Here is a 23,078-nt window from a genome sequence, read left to right on the forward strand (position 1 = left end):
CTCGATCAAAATACCTGCATCGATGCCCTGAACGATGCTTACGAAGAAACGCTGAAGGCCCTGTTCACCGCGCCGGACCGCCCCACCGCCATGCTGGTCAGCGACGACATCCTTGCCGTGGTGCTGGAACAGTTCTGCGGCAAGCTGGGGCTGCGCGTCCCGAAAGACCTTTCCATCGTGTCCTTCAATAACTCGCTGTTCTCCCGCATCACCAGCCCGCAGCTGACCACCGTGGACGTGAACCCCTACCAGCTGGGCATGGAAGCGGCCAGCCAGACCATCAACCACATCGAGAACCCGAATCTTCTGGCAACCAAGATCATCGTGCCGCATAAGCTCATCCAACGGGAGAGCTGCTGCCCGCCGCCGGAGATCTGATGTGCAAAAAAGAGGCCGTCCCCTCTCTTTTCCAGAGAGGCAGAACGGCCTCGTTTTGCTTATTTTTTCCGGTACTCCCGCGGTGTCATGCCGAAGTGTGCCTTGAACGCCCGGTTAAAATAGGAGAGGTTCTCAAACCCGCACCGGGAAGCGATGGTCAGAACCGTCTCATCCGTGGCCTGCAGCGCTTCGGCGGCGGCGTTGAGCCGGTACTCGTTCAGAAAGGCCACAAAGCTCTGCCCGGTCATCTGCCGGAACCACCGCATGAAGTGGCTGGCACTGAAGGAGCAGACCCCGGCGGCATCGGCGACCCGGAGTTCCTCCGTATAATGGGCCGAAAGCCATTGCAGGAGCGTTTTCAGCCGCTGGGTGTCGGCTGTCTCGGCGGCAAGCCGCTGCCGGCCCTGTGCAAGGAGCAGGGCAAGAAACCGCAGCAATGCCCCCTTGACCTGCAGCTCGTAGCCGGGGAGCTTGGCGCGGTTGGCATCCTCCACCTCCCGCAGGCAGGCGGCGGCCTGCAGATAGCACAAATCGTTCGGGGTCAGCCGCGCAGGCAGCGACAAGCGCCCGCTTTGCAGCGGAAGCAGATATTTCTCGGCACAAAGGTCCTCTGCGCCACCCAGAAGCTCCAGCTCAAAAATGATATTTTCGTATTCCATGCACTGCCCCTCGGCCTGCCGCAGGGCATGGAGGGTGCCGGGCGTAAAAATAAAGATGTCCCCCATGCGGGCCGGGCAGCTCTCAGCGCCCACCTGCACCAGTCCTGTGCCCCGCTTGACAAAGACCAGCTCCATGCTCTCCTGCCAGTGGAGCGCCACCTGCGGAAAGTCCCCCGGAATGGTGCAGGGATACAGATTGAAGGGAAACCGCACGGCACCATGCTGCTTGGTCTCCTGCAAAGATGCCTGATTTTGCATTGTTTCACCTCCCGATGATAGGATTGTACCACAGTCTGCGCTTTTTAGGCAAGATTTTGATTGTTTTATGTGGTATATCTGGAAGTACAGATGTCAAACCTGTTTTCCGTAGCAAAGGAGGATGCATTTATGAGCTTTACCGAAACGTTACAGGGTCTCACGGGCAAGCCGCTGGCAGACTGCACGAATCAGGAGCTGTATCTCGCGCTGCTGGAACTCGTCCGGCAGAAGAGCGCCGACCGTGTGCAGCCGGTCACCGGCCGCAAGCTGTACTATATCAGCGCCGAATTTCTCATCGGCAAGCTGCTGTCCAACAACCTCATCAATCTGGGACTGTACGATGAAGCCCGCGATGCACTGGCTGCCGTCGGCAAGAGCCTTTCCGATATCGAAGAGGTGGAGCCGGAACCCTCTCTGGGCAACGGCGGTCTGGGCCGTCTGGCTGCCTGCTTCCTCGACTCTCTGGCAACGCTGAACCTGCCCGGCGACGGCGTGGGCCTGCGGTATCACTTCGGCCTGTTCCACCAGTCCTTTGAGGACGGCGTGCAGAACGAAAAGCCCGACCCGTGGCTCACCGCCCATAGCTGGGCGGAAAAGACCGACATCACCTACCCGGTGGAGCTGGCGGGCAAGGAGTACACTGCCCGGCTGTACAAGCTGGCGGTCACCGGCTACGAGGGCCGCACCAACACCCTGAACCTGTTTGACCTTGACACCATCGATGAAAGCATCGTCCACGACGGCATCGCCTTCGATAAAACTGCCATCGACAAGAACCTGACCCTCTTCCTCTACCCGGACGATTCCGATGAGGCAGGCCGCCGCCTGCGGGTGTACCAGCAGTACCTGATGGTCTCTGCCGGTGCCCAGCTCATTCTGGCCGAGTGTGCCGCCCGTGGCTGCGATTACCATGATCTGGCCGACTACGCCGCCATCCAGATCAACGACACCCACCCCAGCATGGTCATCCCGGAGCTGATCCGGCTGCTGGGCGAAAAGGGCATCGAATTTGAGGAAGCCGTAAAGATCGTCACAAAGACCTGCGCCTACACCAACCACACCATTCTGGCCGAAGCGCTGGAAAAGTGGCCCCGCGCCTATCTGGATGCCGTGGTGCCCCAGCTGATGCCCATTATCGAAAAGCTGGACGCACTGGCCCGCACCCGCACCAAGGACGAGAGCCTTGCCATCATCGACAAGGACGACCGGGTGCACATGGCCCACATGGACATCCACTTCACCCACTCCACCAACGGCGTGGCAGCGCTGCACACCGAGATTTTGAAAAATTCCGAGCTGCACGGCTTTTACGAGCTGTACCCGGAAAAGTTCAACAATAAGACCAACGGCATCACCTTCCGCCGCTGGCTGCTGGAATGCGACCCCCGCCTGACCGCCGCGCTGGAACAGCACATCGGCTCCGGCTTCCGTAAGGATGCCGCCGAGCTGGAAAAGCTGCTGGCTTTTGCTGACGACGAAGCTGTGCTGGAGCAGCTGACCGCTGTGAAAAAGGCCAACAAGGAAGCACTGGCAGACTGGCTGCTGCGCACCCAGAAGGTGAGCGTGAACACCGATGCTGTGTTCGATATCCAGTCCAAGCGCCTGCACGAGTACAAGCGCCAGCAGCTGAACCTGCTGTACCTCATCCATCAGTACTACGAGATCAAGGCCGGGCACCTGCCCGCTGCTCCGCTGGTGAGCATCTTCGGTGCCAAGGCGGCACCTGCCTACACCATTGCAAAGGACATCATCCATGCGCTGCTGACCCTGTCCAAGGTCATTGCCGCAGACCCGGAAGTGTCCAAGTGGCTGCAGGTGGTGTTCGTGGAGAACTACAACGTTACCGCCGCCGAAAAGCTGATCCCCGCCTGCGACCTGTCCGAGCAGATCAGCCTTGCCTCCAAGGAAGCTTCCGGCACCGGCAACATGAAGTTCATGCTGAATGGCGCGCTGACGCTGGGCACCATGGACGGTGCCAATGTGGAGATCAGCCAGCAGGTGGGCGAGGAGAACATCTATATCTTCGGCCAGACCTCCGATCAGGTCATCCACCGCTACGCCGTGGGCGACTACGACCCCGCCCAGTGGGTGGAGGGCGATGCCAACATCCGCCGCGCCATCAACTTCCTCACCGGCCCGGAGATGTTGGCCGCCGGTCACGCCGAAAACCTGACCCGCCTGCACAACGAGCTGATCCATAAAGACTGGTTCCAGACCCTGCCGGACTTCAATGCCTACGTTGTGCGCAAGGGGCAGGCCCTCAGCGATTACGCCTGCGACCCGAAGGGCTGGCGGCGCAAGTGTCTGGTGAATATTGCCAAAGCGGGCATGTTCTCCTCCGACCGCACTATTGCCGAGTACGACCGCGACATCTGGCATCTGGGCGAATAGTTTATTATCGCAATTTTATTGATCTTCTGCCGCAGGACGAGATCCATCTAACCATGGGCACCGCATTTGGAGCTGCTCTATGAGCCGGGCGCAGATGAACACAAATAAAAGACGGGGTGCTGCACAAATGCACAGCACCCCGTCTTTTACTTACCTTTGTAGAGGACGAAGGATGGCACCGTGCGGCAGAGCGATACAGTGAATTTCTGCGCCGTCACGAGGGACAGCGCATCCTCTTTCTGGAATTGGGCGTTGGCTACAACACCCCAGTCATCATCAAATATCCATTCTGGCGGATGACCGCCAAAAATCCAAACGCATTCTACGCCTGCATCAACCAAAATTAGGCAGTTTGCCCGCCGGAAGTTCAGCGGCAGTCTGTCTGCATCCATGCAGATATTGGCGCAGTTACCCGCCGAAGGCGAACCGACCATCTCTACGACTGCTCTGCTGGAACTTCTGAAGAATGCAGACCCCGAAGTAAAGGCGCAGCTCCGTCTGGCTCTGCTGACCTGATGCAAAATTTACCACGCATTTCAAAGTAATTCCAGCCCATGCAGAGGATTCCTATGAAAACACCAACCGTGCAAAAACCGTGCGTTGATCGTGCAAGCCCCGATTTTTCGGGGTTACATAACAAAAAAGAACGCCAAATCTTACGATTTGACGTTCAATATCTGGTGCACCTCCAGGGACTCGAACCCTGGGCCCACTGATTAAGAGAAACCAACGCGCAACAATCGTCAATTTTCAGAATTACGCAAATTCGTTATTTTTATCGTTTCACCGTAAATTTGCGTTTTGCATCTGCTGCATTCTTTGCACCTGTTATCCTCTCTTGCATCTGTTATCCAGCCGTTTCGGTGTGCAAAAAGTGTGCAAAAATGTGCAGAGCCAAAATCAACCCCTTAAAACAGGTATCGGATTTTTATGCAAAGCCGGGAAACCGGTCGGGTTCGAGCCCAAAACAGCAGCTGAAATCTTGCCTGTTTAGACCAAGCATCAAATGTACATTCACAACTATGATTCATGGCAGGGATTTGGACAATCGAACAGACATCACCTTAATATAGAAAGAGGTTTCCTATGAACAAATTGCTTTCCTGCCACTATAACATGGATACCAACCGGGTGGAAGCCCGGTTTACGGACGGCTCTGCCGTTGCCATCGACTGCACCGCCATTGAGGACGAGTACGGCAACACCCCGGCACAGCGGGCAGAACTGGACTGGCTGCTCTACAACAAGCCCTTGGAGTATGCACAGATGGTGCTGAGTGGCGAGATGGAACGCTACCTCTCCCTTGGCTGCGAACACGGCAGATTAGAGGACTAACCTTACATAGAAGCAACAACAGCCCCGCTTTGGTGAAGAAGAAACCAAAGCGGGGCTGTATTGATGAAGGAGAAATGAAGGGAATATCAGGTTACAGATTCAGCTCAAACTGTTCTGCCGTGATTGTTGCTTTGCCATCGGCAGCAAAGGTGATGCCATCGGCAGACTGAGGCGTGTAGATCCATGCGGTCATGGTCTGCTCGCCATCGTTGGCGAAAACTTCGATGCTGTTCTTATCCAGCAGGATGCGGAGCTTCAGGGCACCGTTCTGGCGGCGCACCTTGCAGCTGCGGGTATGCACGATGTCGGCGCGGGAACCGGCATAGCTGCGATCCAGCGTCAGCTCGGAAGTGTAGGGATCGTAGGTCAGGCTGGTGTGATGGTCTGCATCGGCGGCCAGCTTCAGGGTGAAGGAGCGGTATTCGCCGGGCTGCACCGTGACGGTCAGGTCCGCCACACGGCCCTTGATGCCTTCCAGAGAAGTTTCGCTTTGCACGGTCACATTTTCGTGGAAGGTGCGCTTGCCGTGGACGGCATCCAGTTCACGCACCGGAGTCTGAAGAATGCGCCCATCCTTGATGTGCAGTTCGCGCGGGCAGATGGTCTGCCCGAACCACTTGCAGCCCTGCGGCTTATCCTCGGTGTCCGACCATGTTTGCAGCCATGCGGTCATGATGCGGCGGCCATCCGGGGCAAGGGTGGTCTGGGTGGCGTAGAAGTCGATGCCGCCATCCATCAGCTGCACATTTTCCTTGGTGAAGGTGTGGGTGGCTTCGTCATAGCTGCCGATGAAGGCAATGACGTTGTGACCATTGTGGAACTCGCCCTTGGGCAGCATCTCCATGGGGCCGAGCATCAAGACCTGCTTGCCATCCAGCGGGAAGAAGTCCGGGCATTCCCACATTTTGCCGTACTGATTGTTGCAGCGTTCCAGCACTGTGACAAAGTGCCAGTCGAAGCCGTCCTTGCTCTGGAACAGTGCCGCTGCGCCGCTGCCGTCCTCGGCAAGGCAGACGGTGACGGCAGAGTAGGTGCCGTCGGCCTCCCGCCAGATCTTGGGATCCCGGAAGTCGAACCTGCTGAAGCCTTCCGGCAGGTCTTTCTGGGTCAGCACCGGGTTGCAGGCGGGCTTTTCGTAGTCGAGACCGTCACCGATGGCAATGCTCTGGGTCTGGATATCCCGCATCTCCCCATTGGGCTGCTTTTCTGCGATCACGCTGGTGTACATCAGCAGCTGCCTGCCGTCGTCCATCTCGGTGGCAGAGCCGGAGAAACAGCCGGGGCCATTGTCTGCCGGGGAATCCGGTGCGAGCGCACAGGGCAGATACTCCCAGTGCAGCAGGTCTGTGCTGACGGCATGACCCCAGTGCATGGGCGCCCACCGCACATCGTAGGGGTTATACTGATAGAACTGGTGATACTTGCCTTTATAATAAGAGAAACCGTTTGGGTCGTTCAGCCAGCCCACATAAGGAGTCATGTGGTAGGCAGGGCGTTCCGCCGGGGAAATGGCAGCGCCGTGCTTGGCCTCGTAGGCACGGGCTTTGTTCAAAATTTCACTTGGCATCGCGGATGCCTCCTTGCGTCTTAGAATCAGGCGTTCGCCTTGTAGCGGTCGTATGCGCCCTGGTAAGCTGCCAGCAGCTTATCCATGCCGCAGCTATTGGTCAGGGTGTCCAGATAGGCTGCCCACTCGCTGTCGGAGGGGCCACCGTCCTTCAGCCACAGACCTTCCTGCTCAGAGACTGCATTCTCAAAATCTGCACGGTAGCGGTCAATGGTGTCCAGTTCCTCGCTGGTGAACACGCAGTCGATAGGGTAGGTGGTGGTGTCGTCCACAAAGGGCATCCAGAAGTCCTTCAGGTCGGTCAGACGCTCGATGGCGCGGTCCTCCATGTAGAAGTACTCGTCGTAGTACTCGCTGAGGATCAGCTTGGGACCCCAGACCTCGTAGGTAGACTTCAACTCACCGGCACCCTTGTTGTACTTTGCCTTGGCCTCCTCCTCGGTGATGGACTTCCACTTGCCGTTGGCGTCCTGCTCGGTGAAGAACACGCCAATGGGGCCGTACTGCAGCTGCATCACGGTCTCGCCGTCATACCACTGGTCAAAGAACTTCAGCAGGTTGGCGGGGCTCTGGCACTTGTTGGTCACGTTCAGGTTGCCGCTGTTGGTGCCGCCGCCGGTACGCACGGTGACGTTGTGGGTGCCGTCCGGGCCGTTCAGCACCGGCAGGAACACATAGTCCTTGGCGTAATCGCCCATCAGTTCCTCGATGTACCACCATGTGGAAACGCCCAGATAGCCCTGTGCGCCCTTAGCCAGCAGCTGGTTGGCATCCTGACTGAACATCTCCACGTCCATCAGACCCTCGGCGTACCAGTCGTGGAAGTAGGTGACCGCCTTGCGGTAGTTGTCCTCGGCGCAGACAAAGCGGCACTTGCCGTCCTTCTGCAGCACCAGATCGTTGCACACATCGTTGGGCCAGTTGGTGAAGCCGAAGCCTGCGTAGAAGATGTTCTGACCCCAGCACCACTCGTCAAAGCCGGTGGACATGGGGATGGTGCTGCCGGGAGCGTTGCCGTAGACCTTGGCGGACATATCGTTGTCCTTGAAAGCCTTCAGGGCGGCGTGCAGCTCGTCCAGCGTGGTGGGCACTGCCAGCCCCAGCTCGTCCAGCCAGCGCTTGTTGATCATGGAGAACTGCGGAATGGTGAAGATGCTGTAATCCTCATCGGCACCGATGCCTGCAGTGCCCATCTGCTCGGCAGCAGGCAGACCGTAGATGCAGCCGTCGCTCATGGTGATGGCGGCACGGATGTTGGGGTGCTCATCCAGAATCTTGGTCAGGTTGGGCATGATCTCGGCGTTGATATAGGGGGTCAGGTCCAGGAAGGTGCCGTCTGCACCGTAGTTGGCGATATCGTAATTGGAGAAGCCTACACCCATAAAGGCGTCCGGCAGCTGGTCACCTGCAATGCGGATGTTCACCTGTTCGCTGAGGGAGTCGCTCATGGTCTCGTAGTTCATCTTGATGCCGACGTTATCTGCCAGCTTCTTCAGCACCTCGTTGTCGTTGTAGCCGGGGCTCAGGGCGGACTGACCGCCCACGATGTCAAAGCTGGTCTGGTCGGTGTTGGAGGGGTCCGGTGCAGCAGGCTTTTTGCTGCCGCCGCAGGCAGACAGCGCCACGGCAGAACCGGCAACGGCACAAACCTTCAGGAAATTGCGGCGAGAGATCATCTTTTTCATGGTTGTTCTCCTTTTCTGTAATGTTATATCAGATTCTTTTCGTTTTCTGGAATGGGCAGCGGCTTCAGTGCTCTCTTGAGATGCTCTGCATCCGCTTCGTGCCTTGGGCGGCACTCGCGTCTTGCAGGCCGCGGTCGAAATTTTAGCCTTTCACGGCACCTGCCATGAAGCCTTTTTCAAAATATTTCTGTACGAAGGGGTAAACGATCAGCATGGGGGCGGCTGCCACGATGATGGAAGCAAACTTGATCATTTCGGTCAGCTTATTCAGTTCTGCAAAGCCGCCCGCTACCATAGAGGACTGGCTGGCGCTGGTAGAACTCTTGATCAGGATATTGCGCAGCACCAGCGGCAGCGGAGCCTGATCGGCTCTCAGGTAGATCAGAGCGGTGAACCAGTCGTTCCAGTAGGCCACCATGCTGTACACCACCATAACGGCCATAATGGAACGGCTCAGGGGGATGACCATCTTTACAAAGACGGTCCACTTGGAGGCACCGTCGATCTCGGCGGCTTCCAGCAGTTCTCTGGGAATGTTGTTCTCGAAGAAGTTGCGGACGATGATCACGTTGCCCACAGCCACCACACCAGGCAGGAACAGCGCCCACATACTGCCCAGCAGACCGGTCTGCTTGACGATGAGGTAGGTAGGCACCAGACCGCCGCCGAAATACATGGTGATGACGAAGAACAGGCTGATGTACTTGCGCCCGGGCAGATCCTTCACGCTCAGCGGGTAAGCCACCAGATAGATCATGACCACCGAATAAATCGTGCCGATGACGGTGTATTTGATGCTGTTGACAAAACCGGAGAACAGCGCGCTGTCTGCAAACACAGCCTGATAGCCTTTCAAGGTGAACTGGCTGGGCAGCAGGAAGGTCTTGCCGGCGTACACATCGTAGGGGTCTGAGAAGGACGCCACCAGAACGTAGTACAGCGGGTAAGCCACGATGAGCATGACGGCGGCGCAGATGACCACCAGAACGATATCGCTGACCTTATCGGACAGACCGCCGGGCTTCTTTTGATGGGATGCTGCAATGTTTTTTGCCATAACAGTTCGCCCCCTTTACACAAAGCTGACGTCCGCCGCCTTTTTGGCGATGCGGTTGACGATGATGAGCAGGATGATGTTGACCACCGTGTTGAACAGGCCCACAGCGGTGGAATAGCTGTACTTGGCGTTGATGATGCCCTGCTCGTAGACATACACGGCAATGATATCGCTGGTTGCTTTGTTCAGTTCGGTCTGCAGCAGCAGCACCTTTTCAAAGCCCACGTTCATCAGGTTGCCGACACTCATGATGAGCTGAAGTACGATCATGGGGATCAGTTCGGGGATATCAATGTGCAGGATGCGCTGGAACATGGACGCGCCATCGATCTTAGCGGCTTCGTACAGGCTGGTATCCACAGCAGCCAGACAAGCCATATAAATGATGGTACCCCATCCGGCTTCCTGCCAGATGCCGGAGGCCACATAAATGGTACGGAATGCGGTGCTCTCCGAAAGAAAGTCCACGCTGGTGCCCAGGATCAGGTTCAGCAGACCGCCGGACGGGCTGAGGAAAATTTTGATCATACCACAGATGACCATGGTGGAGATGAAGTGGGGCGCATACAGCACCGTCTGCACCACCCGCTTAAACTTTGCAAAGCGCAGCTGGTTGATGCACAGGGACAGGATGATGGGGATGGGGAAACTCCACAGCAGGCTGTACAGGCTCAGCAGCACGGTGTTTTTGATCATGCGCACACAGTTGGGTGCGGTGAAGAACCGTTCAAACCAGTACAGGCCGACCCACTCGCTGCCGGTGATGCCCCGGCTTGCCTTGAAATCGCGGAAGGCGATCTGGATGCCGTACATGGGCCAGTACTTATAAACGATGGTCAGCACCACGGGGATCAGCAGCATCACATAGAGCTGCCAGTTTTCCCGCAGCCGTTGGCTGAGGCTTTTGCGGTGGACCGGGATAGCGTCCAGCTGACGTGCAGCAGCTGGCGAGGTCTGCGTCATAAAAACTCCTCCTTCTTGTTTTTACGCTGCCCACAGGCCCGTGGGCTGGGGTCCCCTGCCGTTCGGGGATCGTTTTTGCCGTTTCTCGTGAAACGTTACACGGCTTGCAACACAAAGATAGCACGCCAGCGTTTTTGTGTCAACAGGTTTTTACGCAAAAAACGCCTTGTATCCATGTTTTCAATGTTTTGTACACTTGCTGTATGATGTTTTTGTGCAAAATGCGTCATCGTGCGTTCGTGAAACGATTCATGAAATTTCACGAAAAAGCCTTTACATTCTGGAAAAACCATGCTATACTGAAGCTGCAAAAACCTCAGAGTTAGCAGGAATACAGCAAGATTTCCTTTGATATATATCCACTTGAAATAAAAACGTTTCACAAACAAAGGAGTGGCCCGCATGGCAAAACAGAACACCGCCCCTACGATGAAGGATGTGGCCAAGGAGGCAGGGGTCTCTCTGGGCACTGTATCCAAGGTCATCAACGGCATCCCGGTGGGCGAGGAATACCGCAAAAAGGTGGAGCAGGCCATCAAGGAACTGGACTACCACCTGAACGCCTATGCGCGCGGCCTGAAAAGCAACCGCACCAATACCATCGCCGTCGTCCTGCCCACCATCGCACATCCCTATTTCGGCCTGATCGCTCATTGCATCAACAGCTCGCTGCAAAAGCGCGGCTACCGGATGCTGCTCTGCGATACCGACTATGACAATGAAAAAGAGCAGGAAATGATCTGCATGGCCGAGCAGAACAAGGTGGACGGCATCATTGCCCTGACCTATGACCCGAAGCTGGAAGTACCCTCGGAGATCAACTCCGTCTCCATCGACCGGTATCTCGGCGCCAACATCCCCTGCGTGGCATCAGATAACTACGCAGGCGGGCGGCTGGCCGCCGAAAAGCTGATGGAAAACGGCTGCAGGAAGCTCGCCTTCCTGCGCGTCGGTTCCAGCATCGTGGGCGAGACCAACAAACGCAAGGACGGCTTTGTGGCCGCCTGTGAAGCCGCAGGCGTTCCTTATGAAATAAAGAATCTGGAAGATGCGCGGGACGGCACCGTCTTTGACCCCATGGCCGAGTTCGCGGTGTTCCTGGACGATCATCTGCAGGACGGCGTGTTGGAGTTTGACGGCATCTTCTGCGTGACCGACCGTCTGGCCTACCAGATTGTTCAGCTGCTGCGTCTCATGGGGCTTCGGGTGCCCGAGGACGTGCAGGTCATCGGCTTTGATGGGCTGCGCACCTTCGGCGACATGGATTATTACTGTTCCACCATCGTTCAGCCCGTGGACGCCATCGCAGAGACCTGCGTGGAAGTCGTGCTGAACGAGAACCGCGCCAATACCCCCTCCCTGCTGTGCCTGCCGGTCAGCTATGCTTACGGCGGCACCACCAAGGCATGACCGCCCCGGAAAAAGGCCGGTGGTACTGGGTCAGGAACTGGCTGCATTACCACTGGGTCTATCTCGTCATCGCAGCCGTGGTGCTCTGGGTGGGCATCAGCTGGCTGGCCAACGCCCTGAACTGGGGCGAGACCCTGCCAGATTATCAGATCGCATACGTCGGCAAAAGTTCCCTGCCGGAGGATACTGCCCGCTCCATTGAAAGCGCCTTTGCGCAGTACGGCGAGGATCTGAACGGAGACGGCGTTGTCTGCGTCAGGCTCAACCAATACGTCAGCGACACCGAGGACAAAGAAAACGCCTCGACCTATGCACTGGCGGCGCAGATGCAGTTTCTCTCCGACATGAACGCTGAGGACAGCTATTTCCTGCTGCTGGACGACCCGGCACACTTCCAGCTGGATTATCAGGCCCTTGCCAACTGGGACGGCACCCCGCCGGGCGACAGCGACTATACCGCCGCCGGGAAAACCGTGTGCTGGGCAGACTGTCCGGCCTTGGTCGAAGCGGACCTTGGAACGTATCAGACCACTGTATTGGGAACGACCGTCACCGGCGAGAATATGGAACTGGTTAAAAATCTGTATTTAGGCCGCCGGTCCTTTTATGAAAACGCAAAAACAGAAAAAGCCGCCCGTGCCCGTGAAGGGGCCGAACGGCTGTGGCAGAACCTGACGAAAGGAGCAACCCCATGAAACGGAATGGACTGTTTGTGCTCGTCCTTGCACTGGCGGCGGTGCTGTGTACCGGCTGTGGCGTGAAAGACGAAGACCTGAAAAGCGACCCGCTGGTCAATGCGGACGGCACTGCCCCGGTGGGCAGTACACTGGTCGCTCCTGCGCCGCAGGATGATTTCGTTCTGCTGGACAACAAGGATATCCTTGCCGCCAACGGCCTGTACTATGCTTCTTGGGTCAACGGAGAACCCCAGCCCTATGAAAACAGCGAGGGTAAGACAGTCGATCTCTATGATGCCCAGCTGACGCTGGTGGTACAGGAAAACAAGACCGAAGAAAAGGCAGCTTCCGCTGTTTCCGGCTGGCAGGAGCTGGCACAGCAGAACTACGATATTTCTGACACACAGACCCTGACTGCCGCCGGGCAGGAGTACACTGTCATTCAGTTTACCTATCAGGACGAGAGCAACCCCTATGCCTTTGGCGTTGCCGCCTTTGGACAGAAGGGCACCAGTGCCATAGAGTGGGAGCTTTCCTGTCAGGAGAGCTACATCGGCGATGCACTGGCTGTACTGACCGAATTTCTGAACGGCTGCACCTATTAAGGAGGCGTAGAAATGGGCTTATTCTTTCCGAGTGACCCGGTCATCCATGGTCAACGCGCCACTGGTCTGCCCCGGTATCAGGAGCTGCTGGAACGAGACTGGAAAAGCTTTCTCTTTGCGGATTTTGTCACCTTGGGTCTGTGCATCCCCTACGGGCTGGGGGTGGGGTACGCCCTGCTTTCTTCCAGTCTGCTGGTGCTGATTCCCGTCTGCGTGGTGGGTGGACTGCTGGTGGGCCCGGCAATCTCCTGCATGATGGACGCGCTGTTCCGCAGCTACCGGGATGCACCCCGCGGCTGGTGGGAAAATTACTGCAAGGGCATGAAGCAAAACTGGAAAGCATCCCTTCTGCCCGGCATCGTATTCTGCCTTGCGCTGGGCATCGAGCTGTTCTTCGGCATGGTGCTGTTCTCTGCGGAACAGCTGCCGGGCATCGGGACACTGGCCGTTTTCTTTGTCGGACTGCTGTTGCTGCTGATGCTGTTCACCGCCTTTTGGCCGCAAGTCGTCCTGTTTGAGGAAAGCAACCTGCACCGACTGCAAAACGCCATCCTGTTCTGCCTGAAATATGGCAAGCATGTGATCGGCACGGCAATCCTGCAACTGGGCTGGTGGCTTCTGTTCGTGTTGTTTTTGCCGTGGACGGGCTTTCTGGTGCCGTTCCTCGGTGTGTGGTTTATCTGGTTCGTCTGCTTCTTCCTGCTGTATTCCGATTTTGATGCCGCGTATGGCATTGAGGAAAAGATCCGGCAGCAGTTCCCGGAGCAGACACCCCGCTACGATGAATGATAAGGAGAAGGACTCATGGACATTTTAACGATTGGCGAAGTTTTGATCGACCTGACCCAGACCGGCAAGGATGAACGCGGCATCCCGCAGTTCGCAGCAAATCCCGGCGGCGCACCGGCAAATCTGGCGGTGGCTGCCGCCCGGCTGGGCGCACAGACCGCCTTTATCGGCAAGGTGGGTGCGGATGCCTTTGGCCGCTACCTGAAAGAGGTTCTGGCAGAGAACAAGGTGGACGTTTCCGGCATGGCGGTGGATGCAGACCACCCCACCACCATGGCGGTGGTCTCGGTGGATGCCACCGGCGAGCGGGATTTCAGCTTCTACCGCAGTGCCAACGCCGATGTGATGCTGCGCAAAGAGGACATTTCGGACGAGGCTCTGAAAGCTGCCAAAATCGTCCACTTTGGTTCTGTCAGCCTGACTGCCGACCCTTCCCGCACCGCGACGCTGGATGCTGCCGCCCGCGCCAAAAAGCTGGGTGCTGTCATTACTTATGACCCCAATTACCGTGCCAACCTCTGGAAGAACAAAGAGGATGCCATTGCCCAGATGAAAGCACCCCTGCCGCTGGTAGATATTCTAAAAGTTTCCGATGAAGAACTGCCCCTGCTCACCGGCACCACCGACTGCGAAAGCGGCACAGCCCAGCTTGCCCAGAACGGAATCCGGCTGATTTTTGTCACCTTGGGTGCAAACGGCGTGTTCTACCGCTTTGGGGACAAGACCGGTCATGTCGCTGGCGTCCCCTGCAAGGTGGGCGACACCAACGGCGCAGGCGATACCTTCTTTGGGGCTGCCCTGTCCAAGCTCTGCAAGGAGGAGCTGGACACCTTGACGGTGGACAAACTGGAAGGCATTCTGGCCTTTGCCAACAAAGCCGCCAGCATCACCACCAGCCGCCACGGTGCTATCCCTGCCATGCCCACCCTTGCGGAAGTGGAGGGCTGAACCATGGCAGCAAAACAGGAATTTGAGTCCCGGTTTGCCAAGCACAAGGACGAGCTGGAATGGCTGTTCATGGAGCTGTACCACAACCGGGAAGGGCTGGAAGTTCTGGAGCGTGAGATGGCACAAGCCTACAACGCCCGCAGTGCTGAGCTGAAAGCACTGGACAAAGCCCGCACCGCCGACCCGGAGTGGTACAAGCGGGGCAATATGTTCGGCATGACCATGTACACCGACCTCTTTGCCGGAAACTTGAAAGAACTGGCAAAGAAACTGCCCTACCTCAAGGAGCAGAAGCTGACTTATCTGCACCTGATGCCCCTTTTGCAGATGCCCCATCCCCACAACGACGGCGGCTATGCGGTGGAGGATTTCGACACCGTAGACCCTGCCCTTGGCACCAACAAGGATCTGGAAAACCTGACCCGTGAACTGCGCAAGGCCGGCATCAGCCTGTGTCTGGATTTTGTCATGAACCACACCGCCAGCACCCACCGCTGGGCCATGGCGGCAAAGGCGGGCGACCCGTGGTTTCAGGCCTATTACCATCTCTACGAGGACCGCACCATCCCCGACCAGTACGAGCAGACCGTTCCGCAGGTGTTCCCCAACACTGCGCCCGGCAACTTTACATGGTGCGAGGAGATGCACAAGTGGGTGCTGACCACCTTCCACGACTACCAGTGGGATCTGAACTACGCAAACCCGGCGGTGTTCGTGGACATGACCAAGAGCATCCTGCACCTCGCCAACCTTGGCGTGGAGGTGTTCCGCATTGATGCGGTGCCCTACATCTGGAAGCAGCTGGGCACCACCTGCCGCAATCTGCCGCAGGTGCACACCATTGTGCGGATGCTCCGCATGGTGCTGGAATGCGTCTGCCCGGCGGTCATCCTCAAGGGCGAGGTGGTCATGGCACCCAAGGAGCTGGCTGCCTATTTCGGCACCCCGGAAAAACCGGAATGCCACATGCTCTACAACGTATCCACGATGGTCAACCTGTGGAGCGCCCTTGCCAGCCGGGACACCCGGCTGCTGAAGGCGCAGCTGGATGCCCTGCACGCCCTGCCAAAAAATTGCTGGTTTGTGAACTATCTGCGCTGCCACGATGATATTGGCTGGGGTCTGGACGAAGCGGTGGAAAACCGGCTGGGCATCGACCCGCAGAAGCACAAGGAGTATCTCTACCACTTCTACGAGGGCAACTTCCCCGGAAGCTGGGCAAAAGGCGAACTGTACAATTACGACCCTGCCACCGGCGATGCCCGGAGCTGCGGCACCACCGCCAGCCTGTGCGGCGTGGAGCAGGCGCTGGAAAAGGGCGATAAAATCGCACTGGATTATGCCGTGAAGCGTGACCTGCTGCTACACACTGCTATGGCGTTTTTGCAGGGCTTCCCCATGCTGAACTGCGGTGACGAGATCGCACAGCGCAACGGCTGGGATTACAAAAACGACCCCGACCGTGTGGAGGACAGCCGCAACCTGCACCGCACAAAATTCAACTGGGAGGATGCAAAGCAGCGCACCCAAAAAGGCACGCTGCAAAACCAGCTGTGGCAAGGCATGGAGCAGCTGCGCAAAATGCGTGCAGACCCCTGCTTTGCCCCGGATGCGTGGGTGACCACATGGGACAGCCACAACCCCGGCGTGCTGGCGCTGGTGCGCAAGCGCGGCGAGGAAACGCTGGTGGGACTGTTCAATTTTACCGAGTACCCGGCAGGGGCAAGTCTGGACGCTCTGGGTGGCGAGTATCACACCCCGGAGGGCACTTCCGTCTGGCTGGCGGATGTGGAGCTGGAGCCCTATCAGGCGCTGCTGGTAAAAAACAAATAAGCAAAACGAGCCCATCTGGCTCTCTCTTTTTGCCAAAGTTTTTGATGCATTTTCTTGCAAGCTGCCAAAAGTGGCGTATTCTCAAAAGTTTTTGTTGACAAAGTTCGTTTTTTGTGGTAATCTATCCCAACAATTTAATATAACATATTTACTTAGAGTTCCAGCTCTGCTCCCGAAGGAGCCGGAGCAAGTTTTTGACTTTCTTTTCGCTACATAACGAACCCGAACCAAGGCCATCCCGGAAAGGATGGTCAGGTTCAGGTTGTTGTGTGGCGATTTTTTATTGCCAAATCCAGCACCGTACCTTGACAACCGCATGACCGTCTGCATGGGATACCCGGCGATAACCCCGCAAGGGAGAGCCGGAAAACGCCGCCGGAAGGGGGCAGGAAATCCATGCAGGGAGAACGGCACACCCAATATCAACTGGTCAAAATGGCCAGTTGATGTGGTGAATGACACAAAGCGTCATTCACCAGAAAAACTTTCTGCGTTACGGCTGACCCCATGTGGACATTTTGACCACATGGGGTGAATTGCCGCAGCTTGAATCAATGTAGACAATTTGTCCACATTGACTCCGTTCGTGTTACGTTTGACCTCGACTTGACATTTTGTCAAGCCACGGTGAAATCCGGTAAGTGTTGCTTTTCAGTACTTACCAAATGACCGTAACACGGTCGTTCTGTGGTGGGTTACGAAAACCGTAACTCACCACTTGGAAGTAGTAAATGGACAAAATGTCCACTTACCACCCAGCCATAACGCACAGATTTTAGTTGGTGATCATTTTGATCACCAACCAGACAATCGTAACGCTTTATTGTGTAAAAGTGGTGGTTACCATTTTGGTAACCACCATATACCCGTAACATTTGGGGCAAATAATGCTTTTCATTATCCACCACACACCCGTAACAGCCAAAGGAGGATGCCTATGACAACAGAACAATGGGAACGTGAAAATCAGGACACCCTGATGGAATATTTCATTGATGGCGACCCCAGTGTGCGCAGAATCCAATGTGAATACTGCCGCAAGGTCATCTACACCCAGACCCGGAACCGAAAATATTGTAGCTTCCAGACTTGCGGTCACAAGATGCTGAATCTGCGGAAAAGCCTTAAAAAGCGCGTTGAGCGAGGAAAGTATACCTGCGCTTGCTGCGGGAAGCAGTTCTTACCAATTCGGGCGGATGCCAGATATTGCAGCAATGCCTGTCGTCAGAAAGACTACCGCCAGCGTAAAGTGAATGCTGCTTCTATCCTGTAAAGTGGTGCTTCCCATTTTGGGGATTTGGGAGTGAGCGATTATCTGAAATCAGGTTACGCTTTCCGTAACTTGATTCGTAGCCCTTGCTGAATCAAGTTCCCACTTTGGGAACTTGATTTTAGCCGTAACGAAGCCACCGGAGTTATCATTTTGAGAACTTCGGTTTTATCTGTAACACATCACCCCCACTCCGTAAAAATCAGGTGGTCAAGATGACCACCTGATTCCACCTGTAACACTGCAAGGTCTATTGAAAATCAGGTGCCGCCACCCGGCACTTGATTCTACCCGTAACAGAATCAGTGGGTCAAAATGGCCCACTGAAAAAGCCGGACGAGCTGTGGGCAGGGATTCGCAAATCTTTGCCCGCAGCTTGCCAAAATCAACGGACCAAAATGGCCCGTTGAAGGGAGTCAAGGGGGAACGCCTTGCCCAGTGATATGATGCTGTGCGTCATATCCTACTGGGTATTATCTGGCGCAAAACGGCGGCAGATCCAGCAGCTCCGCTGCTGCGTTCTCCCCACCAAGCTGTTGAAACGGAGGGATGTCTATCTGAAACTGACACGACACAACGGACGAGCCGGAACCCACGGCACCTATAACCCAAAGCACAATGACCGGAGTTTTAACCTTGCCAACAGTGAGCACATCGACCCGGAACGAGCCAAGGGCAACATCTACTGGGACTGCTTCCACGGATTTCGCTCCACTATCGCCCCACAAGACCCGGATGATCTGGCCGGGACATTCTCGGATGTGGAACGGCAATTCTACGAGACCCACTACACGGCCTTCATCGAAAACCAGAACGAGCGTAACGCAAAGATCCGGCACACCGAACGAAACCGCTCCATTCCCGACCTGCTGTCCAGTCGCAAGACCTGCCCGGAAGAAACTATCTACCAGCTGGGAACGCTGGATGAACACGCTTCCGCAGGGGACTTGCTGAACATCGTCACCGAGTTCATCGAGGAGTTCAAGGGCAAATTTGGCGAACACGTTCATGTACTGGACTGGGCATTGCATCTGGATGAGAGCACACCCCACATCCACGAGCGCCATGTGTTCGACTGCGAGAACAAGTACGGCGAGGTGGCTCCCCAGCAGGAAAAGGCGCTGGAAGCGTTGGGTTTTGAGCTGCCTGACCCGGGCAAGCCCCTCAGCCGCCGCAACAACCGCAAGATCACCTTTGATGCAGCCTGCCGGAAGATGCTGTTCGAGATTGCCAAGCGGCATGGGCTGGAATTGGAGGAGAAAGCAGAATACGGCAACCGGCAATATCTCGAAAAGCAAGACTTTATCCTTGCCAAGCAGAAGGAGCAGCTTGCTGCCCAGCAGAGCAAGCTGGACGAGCTGACCCTGAAAGTTTCGGACATGGAGACCCTGCTGGAAGATGTTTCGGCTGCGGCCTACGACAAGGCGGTGGATATCGTGACGGATGTTGTGCGCACAGAGACCCGGAAGGAAGATATGCGGATGATCGAGGACACGAAAAAGTGGGTGCTGTCCCCGGAGCGCAAAGCTCCCAAGGCCACACGGGAGTACACCGCAAAACATCTGGATAGCATGCTGGACAAGTTCCTCAAGACCATGCAGACCACCGCCACTCGTTTGCAGGAGAAGCTGCTGAAGCCGGAAGTCCGGCAGAAAGGCAAAGAGCAGGTCAAGGAAAAAGCACGGGATTCGGTGCTGCAACTGCTGAACCGCTTGCAGGCGGAACAGACCCAACGGAAGCCGTCCGCACCGCCTGCCGCCGAAAAATCGGAAAATTGTTTTCAATAATAGTACGAGGTGATGTTTATTGAGCAAAGAAGTCAACGAAGAACGCACTCCCCGAACCGTTGCGGACGTAAAAGAAATGCTGACCAAGCACTCCAACGGCGAGATCCAGCGGACGATTCAAAACTGCATCACGATTCTGCAGAACGACCATGTGCTTGCCGATGCCATCCGGCTGAACCTGTTGAGCGAGCGCATTGACATTGTAAAGCCCGTGGGCTGGCCCCGCTCCGGCAAGACGCTGAACGACACCGACATGAAGTATATTCTGCGCCGAATGGAAAAATACGGCATTTCCAGCGAAAAGAAAATCGAATCTGCCATCCGCATTGCTGCCAACGAGAACCGTTATCATCCCATCCGGGATTACCTGAACGGTCTGCAATGGGATGGCACGGAACGGATCCCCCACGTCCTGCACCACTTCCTCGGTGCTGCGGAGGACGAATACACTTGCGAAGCCATGAAGATTTTCTTGCTGGGAGCCATTAAGCGCGTGTTCCAGCCGGGATGCAAATTTGAAACCATGCTCTGTCTGGTGGGCGGTCAGGGTGTGGGAAAGTCCAGCTTTTTCCGACTGCTGGCGGTCAAGGATGAGTGGTTCTCGGACGACCTGCGGCGGCTGGACGATGACAACGTGTACCGCAAGCTGCAAGGTCACTGGATCATCGAAATGTCGGAGATGATCGCCACCGCCAATGCCAAGAGCATCGAGGAGATCAAGAGCTTTCTCAGCAAGCAGAAGGAGACCTATAAAGTCCCCTACGAGACCCATCCTGCCGACCGTCTGCGCCAGTGCGTCTTTGCTGGCACGACCAACCGGCAGGATTTTTTGCCCCGTGACCGCACCGGCAACCGCCGTTTCATTCCTGTTCCGGTGGATGCGGAACTGGCCGAAGTCCACGTTTTGGACAACGAAGAAGGATCCCGTGCCTATATCGACCAGCTCTGGGCAGAAGCCATGACCATCTACAACAGCGGCAACTACAAGCTGGCGTTCAGCCCTGCCATGCAGGAAACGCTGCAAGCCCATCAGCAGGACTTTATGCAGGAGGATGCACAGGCTGGCATGATCTATGCCTTTCTGGAGGACTACACGGGGGACCGGGTGTGTTCCAAGCAGCTCTATGCGGAGGCGCTTGGCAACAACAACATCCCGGCTGAGTGGGAGACCCGTGCTATCTGCGAGATCATGAACACGGGTATTTCGCGCGGCGATATCCAAGGCTGGCAGGCGCACAAGACCGCTAAGCGTTACCCGAAGTACGGCGTTCAGAAAGGCTGGGAGCGCGTAACCAGCCACGAAACCGGGGCTGAAAATTTCTCCGAAATAACGGATGCGGAAGCCGAGCAGATGGGCTTTCCCTTCTGATGGACAGCGGTTACACGTCTGGTTACAGATTTGGTTACGCCGTCGTTACACCGAAAAGTCCGCATGACTGCTGCATTTTCCGCTTTCTGTAACCATGTAACCTTAAAAAGATAAGAAAAAGTATAAAGTCCACCGAATGTCCTGTGTGCAGAAAAAGAGAGTTTTCCTGCCCGGTTACAGGCGTTCGGTTACAAGGAATTGGAGGTCTGCCTATGAATATGAATCGGCCTGACATGACCGAAAATGTGAAATATAAAGATTATACGAATGAATCCTTGCAAATGGACTCGAACCTCGCTACAATGGAGATGTCTAAATCCCCTGCCATTGGATCTTCTGACCAGACCAAAGCAGCCAAGCACGAACCTCTTGTTTACCGGGTGGAGGAGATTGCCCAACTTTTGGCGATTTCTCCCCGTGCGGCGTACAACCTGTGCAACACCACGAAGGATTTCCGGGTGCTGCGCATCGGCACCAGCATCCGGGTGAACAAGCAGAGTTTCGACAACTGGTTTGCGGCGGTCTGAGGGAGGTAATCTATGGCATCTATTATGAAGCGCGGAGATTCCTACTCCGTCCGTTATAAGTACAAAGACCATTCCGGCAAGCCCTGCGAGGGCTGGGAGAGTTTCAAGACCAGGAAGGAGGCGCAGGAGCGAAAAATCACGGTCGAGAAAGAACTGCTGGACGGCACGTTCCTTGTTCCCGACACCATAACGGTGGAGGAAATGCTGTACAAGTGGATTCCGATCCAGTCCACCAAACACAAGTGGTCACCCAAGACCTACACCCAGTCCGTGGCGATGGTGCAGAACCTTATCGTGCCCTATATCGGCAATCGCAAGGTGCAGGAGCTGCGAACCTACGACATTGAAAAGTTCTATGCTACCCTTGCCAAGACCCCCTGCGGGCAGTATGTGCACGGTGTGAAACAGAATCTTTCCGACAAGCAAAAGAAGCGGCTGCTGTCCAGCACCTCCATCCACGAAGTCCACACGCTACTCAAGACCGCATTTTCCTATGCGGTAGAATGGGACTTGATCCACAAGATTCCCCTGCCCCGTGATGCCCCCAAGGTCAACATCGAGGAACGCACCATCTGGGACGAGAAAACCATGCTGGCAGCGTTGCAGACCATCGAGAACCCTGCCCTGCATCTAGCGGTGCACATGAGCATGATCCTTTCGCTCCGTGAGGGCGAAATCCTCGGCCTACAGCTGAGTGATCTGGACTTTGATGCAGCCGATGGGCGTGGCACTATCTCGGTCAATAAGACCATGCAGCGAGCCAACAAGGACGCTCTGGAAAAGCTCGACCCCAAGCAGGTCTACTACACGTTCCCGGACAGGCGTGAGGGTAGCAAATCCTCTCTCATCCTGAAAAAGCCCAAGACCAAGAAGTCAAATCGTATCCTGTATATGACCAAACCTCTGAAAGAGGAACTTCAAGCATGGCTTGAAAAGCTCAAGCAGGACGAGCAGAGCGCCCCGGAGAAGTACAGCAACTGCGGACAGCTGTTCCGGCTCCCGGACGGTCTGCCCATCGCACCGGAGCTGCTGACGAAATGGTACCGTCTGTGGAGAGCGGAGCACCCGGAGTTTGAACAGATCGTGTTCCATGGTCTGCGGCACTCCAGTGCCACCTATCAGCTCTTGCAGTCGGACGGCGACTTCAAGTCGGTGCAGGGCAATACAGGTCACGCCACCGCATCTGTCCTGATGGACACCTACGCCCACACGCAGGACAAGCCCCGGCTGGAACTGACCGAGAAGATCGAAGCGAACTTCTATTCCCAAGACCTGACCCCGGCAGCACCCCAGCCCCAGCAAAATGAAAAGCCGGCGGCAACAAAAATCTCCGGCAAGGAGATCCTTGAAGCCATCCGGCTGATGGACGCAGACGAACGCAGAGAATTGACGAGAGCCTTGTTCGCCTAAAATTTCTTCTTTTTATGCAAAGGAAAGCAGGCTGTGCAAACCTTGCTCAGAAAAGCCCCTGATTTGGGCAAATGTGCAAACGGTGTGCAGAAAGTGTGCAGCCGCTTTCCTACATAAAGAAAGAACGCCAAATCTTACGATTTGACGTTCAATATCTGGT

At 56.0% G+C, this 23,078-nt stretch carries 19 protein-coding genes and 1 pseudogene; 15 read left to right on the forward strand and 5 right to left on the reverse strand.

All coding sequences use genetic code 11. The annotated features are described in order from the left end of the window. The first annotated feature begins 60 nt into the window (after positions 1–60). Complete coding sequence (locus DXA66_RS09830) at positions 61–378, forward strand: substrate-binding domain-containing protein (RefSeq protein WP_371682336.1); 318 nt, start codon at positions 61–63, stop codon at positions 376–378. 59 nt (positions 379–437) lie between these two features. On the opposite strand, the gene DXA66_RS09835 is transcribed toward DXA66_RS09830, so the two are convergent. Beyond that, positions 438–1,295, reverse strand: coding sequence for an AraC family transcriptional regulator (locus tag DXA66_RS09835; RefSeq protein WP_118528562.1), 858 nt, complete (start codon positions 1,293–1,295; stop codon positions 438–440). Positions 1,296–1,424: 129 nt separating this feature from the next. Here DXA66_RS09835 and glgP point away from each other — a divergent pair, with 129 nt between their 5' ends. From glgP to DXA66_RS09850, 3 genes and pseudogenes are all read left to right on the forward strand, one after another. Continuing rightward, complete coding sequence (glgP, locus tag DXA66_RS09840) at positions 1,425–3,686, forward strand: glycogen/starch/alpha-glucan family phosphorylase (protein WP_118528597.1); 2,262 nt, start codon at positions 1,425–1,427, stop codon at positions 3,684–3,686. A 152-nt stretch (positions 3,687–3,838) separates the two neighbouring features. Beyond that, positions 3,839–4,231 (forward strand): annotated as a pseudogene (locus DXA66_RS14580) (hypothetical protein); the annotation flags it as partial. Between the two features lie 541 nt (positions 4,232–4,772). Next, entirely contained in the window at positions 4,773–5,021 is a 249-nt protein-coding gene (locus DXA66_RS09850; RefSeq protein WP_055186445.1) for a DUF6061 family protein, read from the forward strand. 91 nt (positions 5,022–5,112) lie between these two features. On the opposite strand, the gene DXA66_RS09855 is transcribed toward DXA66_RS09850, so the two are convergent. The 4 genes from DXA66_RS09855 to DXA66_RS09870 form a co-directional block, all read right to left on the reverse strand. Then, positions 5,113–6,588: a glycoside hydrolase family 32 protein gene (locus tag DXA66_RS09855; protein WP_118528564.1), complete on the reverse strand. Its 1,476-nt coding sequence runs from the start codon at positions 6,586–6,588 to the stop codon at positions 5,113–5,115. Positions 6,589–6,614: 26 nt separating this feature from the next. Continuing rightward, entirely contained in the window at positions 6,615–8,273 is a 1,659-nt protein-coding gene (locus DXA66_RS09860) for a substrate-binding domain-containing protein (RefSeq protein WP_243089083.1), read from the reverse strand. 142 nt (positions 8,274–8,415) lie between these two features. Beyond that, positions 8,416–9,330, reverse strand: a complete 915-nt coding sequence (locus tag DXA66_RS09865) for a carbohydrate ABC transporter permease (RefSeq protein WP_118528566.1) — start codon at positions 9,328–9,330, stop codon at positions 8,416–8,418. A 15-nt stretch (positions 9,331–9,345) separates the two neighbouring features. Continuing rightward, complete coding sequence (locus DXA66_RS09870; RefSeq protein WP_118528568.1) at positions 9,346–10,293, reverse strand: sugar ABC transporter permease; 948 nt, start codon at positions 10,291–10,293, stop codon at positions 9,346–9,348. Positions 10,294–10,695: 402 nt separating this feature from the next. On the opposite strand from DXA66_RS09870, the gene DXA66_RS09880 reads away from it, so the two are divergent. The 11 genes from DXA66_RS09880 to xerC all read left to right on the forward strand — a co-directional run bounded on the left by DXA66_RS09880 (position 10,696) and on the right by xerC (position 22,918). Beyond that, positions 10,696–11,703: a LacI family DNA-binding transcriptional regulator gene (locus DXA66_RS09880; protein WP_118528571.1), complete on the forward strand. Its 1,008-nt coding sequence runs from the start codon at positions 10,696–10,698 to the stop codon at positions 11,701–11,703. Beyond that, entirely contained in the window at positions 11,700–12,398 is a 699-nt protein-coding gene (locus DXA66_RS09885; protein WP_118528573.1) for a hypothetical protein, read from the forward strand. Before DXA66_RS09880 ends, DXA66_RS09885 begins: the two co-directional genes overlap by 4 nt. Next, positions 12,395–12,985, forward strand: a complete 591-nt coding sequence (locus DXA66_RS09890; protein WP_118528575.1) for a hypothetical protein — start codon at positions 12,395–12,397, stop codon at positions 12,983–12,985. Before DXA66_RS09885 ends, DXA66_RS09890 begins: the two co-directional genes overlap by 4 nt. Before the next feature lie 12 nt (positions 12,986–12,997). Next, on the forward strand, positions 12,998–13,774 hold the full coding sequence (locus DXA66_RS09895; RefSeq protein ID WP_118528577.1) for a hypothetical protein: 777 nt from the start codon (positions 12,998–13,000) through the stop codon (positions 13,772–13,774). Positions 13,775–13,789: 15 nt separating this feature from the next. Further along, on the forward strand, positions 13,790–14,722 hold the full coding sequence (locus DXA66_RS09900; RefSeq protein ID WP_118528579.1) for a carbohydrate kinase: 933 nt from the start codon (positions 13,790–13,792) through the stop codon (positions 14,720–14,722). Between the two features lie 3 nt (positions 14,723–14,725). Then, entirely contained in the window at positions 14,726–16,555 is a 1,830-nt protein-coding gene (locus tag DXA66_RS09905) for an amylosucrase (RefSeq protein ID WP_118528581.1), read from the forward strand. Positions 16,556–17,492: 937 nt separating this feature from the next. After that, positions 17,493–17,828 carry a hypothetical protein gene (locus DXA66_RS09910; protein ID WP_118528583.1) on the forward strand — a complete coding sequence of 112 codons (336 nt, stop codon included), beginning with the start codon at positions 17,493–17,495 and terminating at the stop codon, positions 17,826–17,828. 440 nt (positions 17,829–18,268) lie between these two features. Next, positions 18,269–19,612, forward strand: coding sequence for a hypothetical protein (locus DXA66_RS09915; RefSeq protein ID WP_118528585.1), 1,344 nt, complete (start codon positions 18,269–18,271; stop codon positions 19,610–19,612). Between the two features lie 76 nt (positions 19,613–19,688). Beyond that, on the forward strand, positions 19,689–20,981 hold the full coding sequence (locus DXA66_RS09920) for a virulence-associated E family protein (protein WP_243089085.1): 1,293 nt from the start codon (positions 19,689–19,691) through the stop codon (positions 20,979–20,981). Between the two features lie 212 nt (positions 20,982–21,193). Further along, on the forward strand, positions 21,194–21,508 hold the full coding sequence (locus tag DXA66_RS09925) for a helix-turn-helix domain-containing protein (protein WP_118528587.1): 315 nt from the start codon (positions 21,194–21,196) through the stop codon (positions 21,506–21,508). Between the two features lie 12 nt (positions 21,509–21,520). Further along, complete coding sequence (gene xerC / locus DXA66_RS09930) at positions 21,521–22,918, forward strand: tyrosine recombinase XerC (RefSeq protein ID WP_118528589.1); 1,398 nt, start codon at positions 21,521–21,523, stop codon at positions 22,916–22,918. Positions 22,919–23,078 lie beyond the last annotated feature (160 nt).

The sequence above is a fragment of the Faecalibacterium sp. OF03-6AC genome, assembly GCF_003478175.1.
Taxonomy (GTDB): domain Bacteria; phylum Bacillota; class Clostridia; order Oscillospirales; family Ruminococcaceae; genus Faecalibacterium; species Faecalibacterium taiwanense.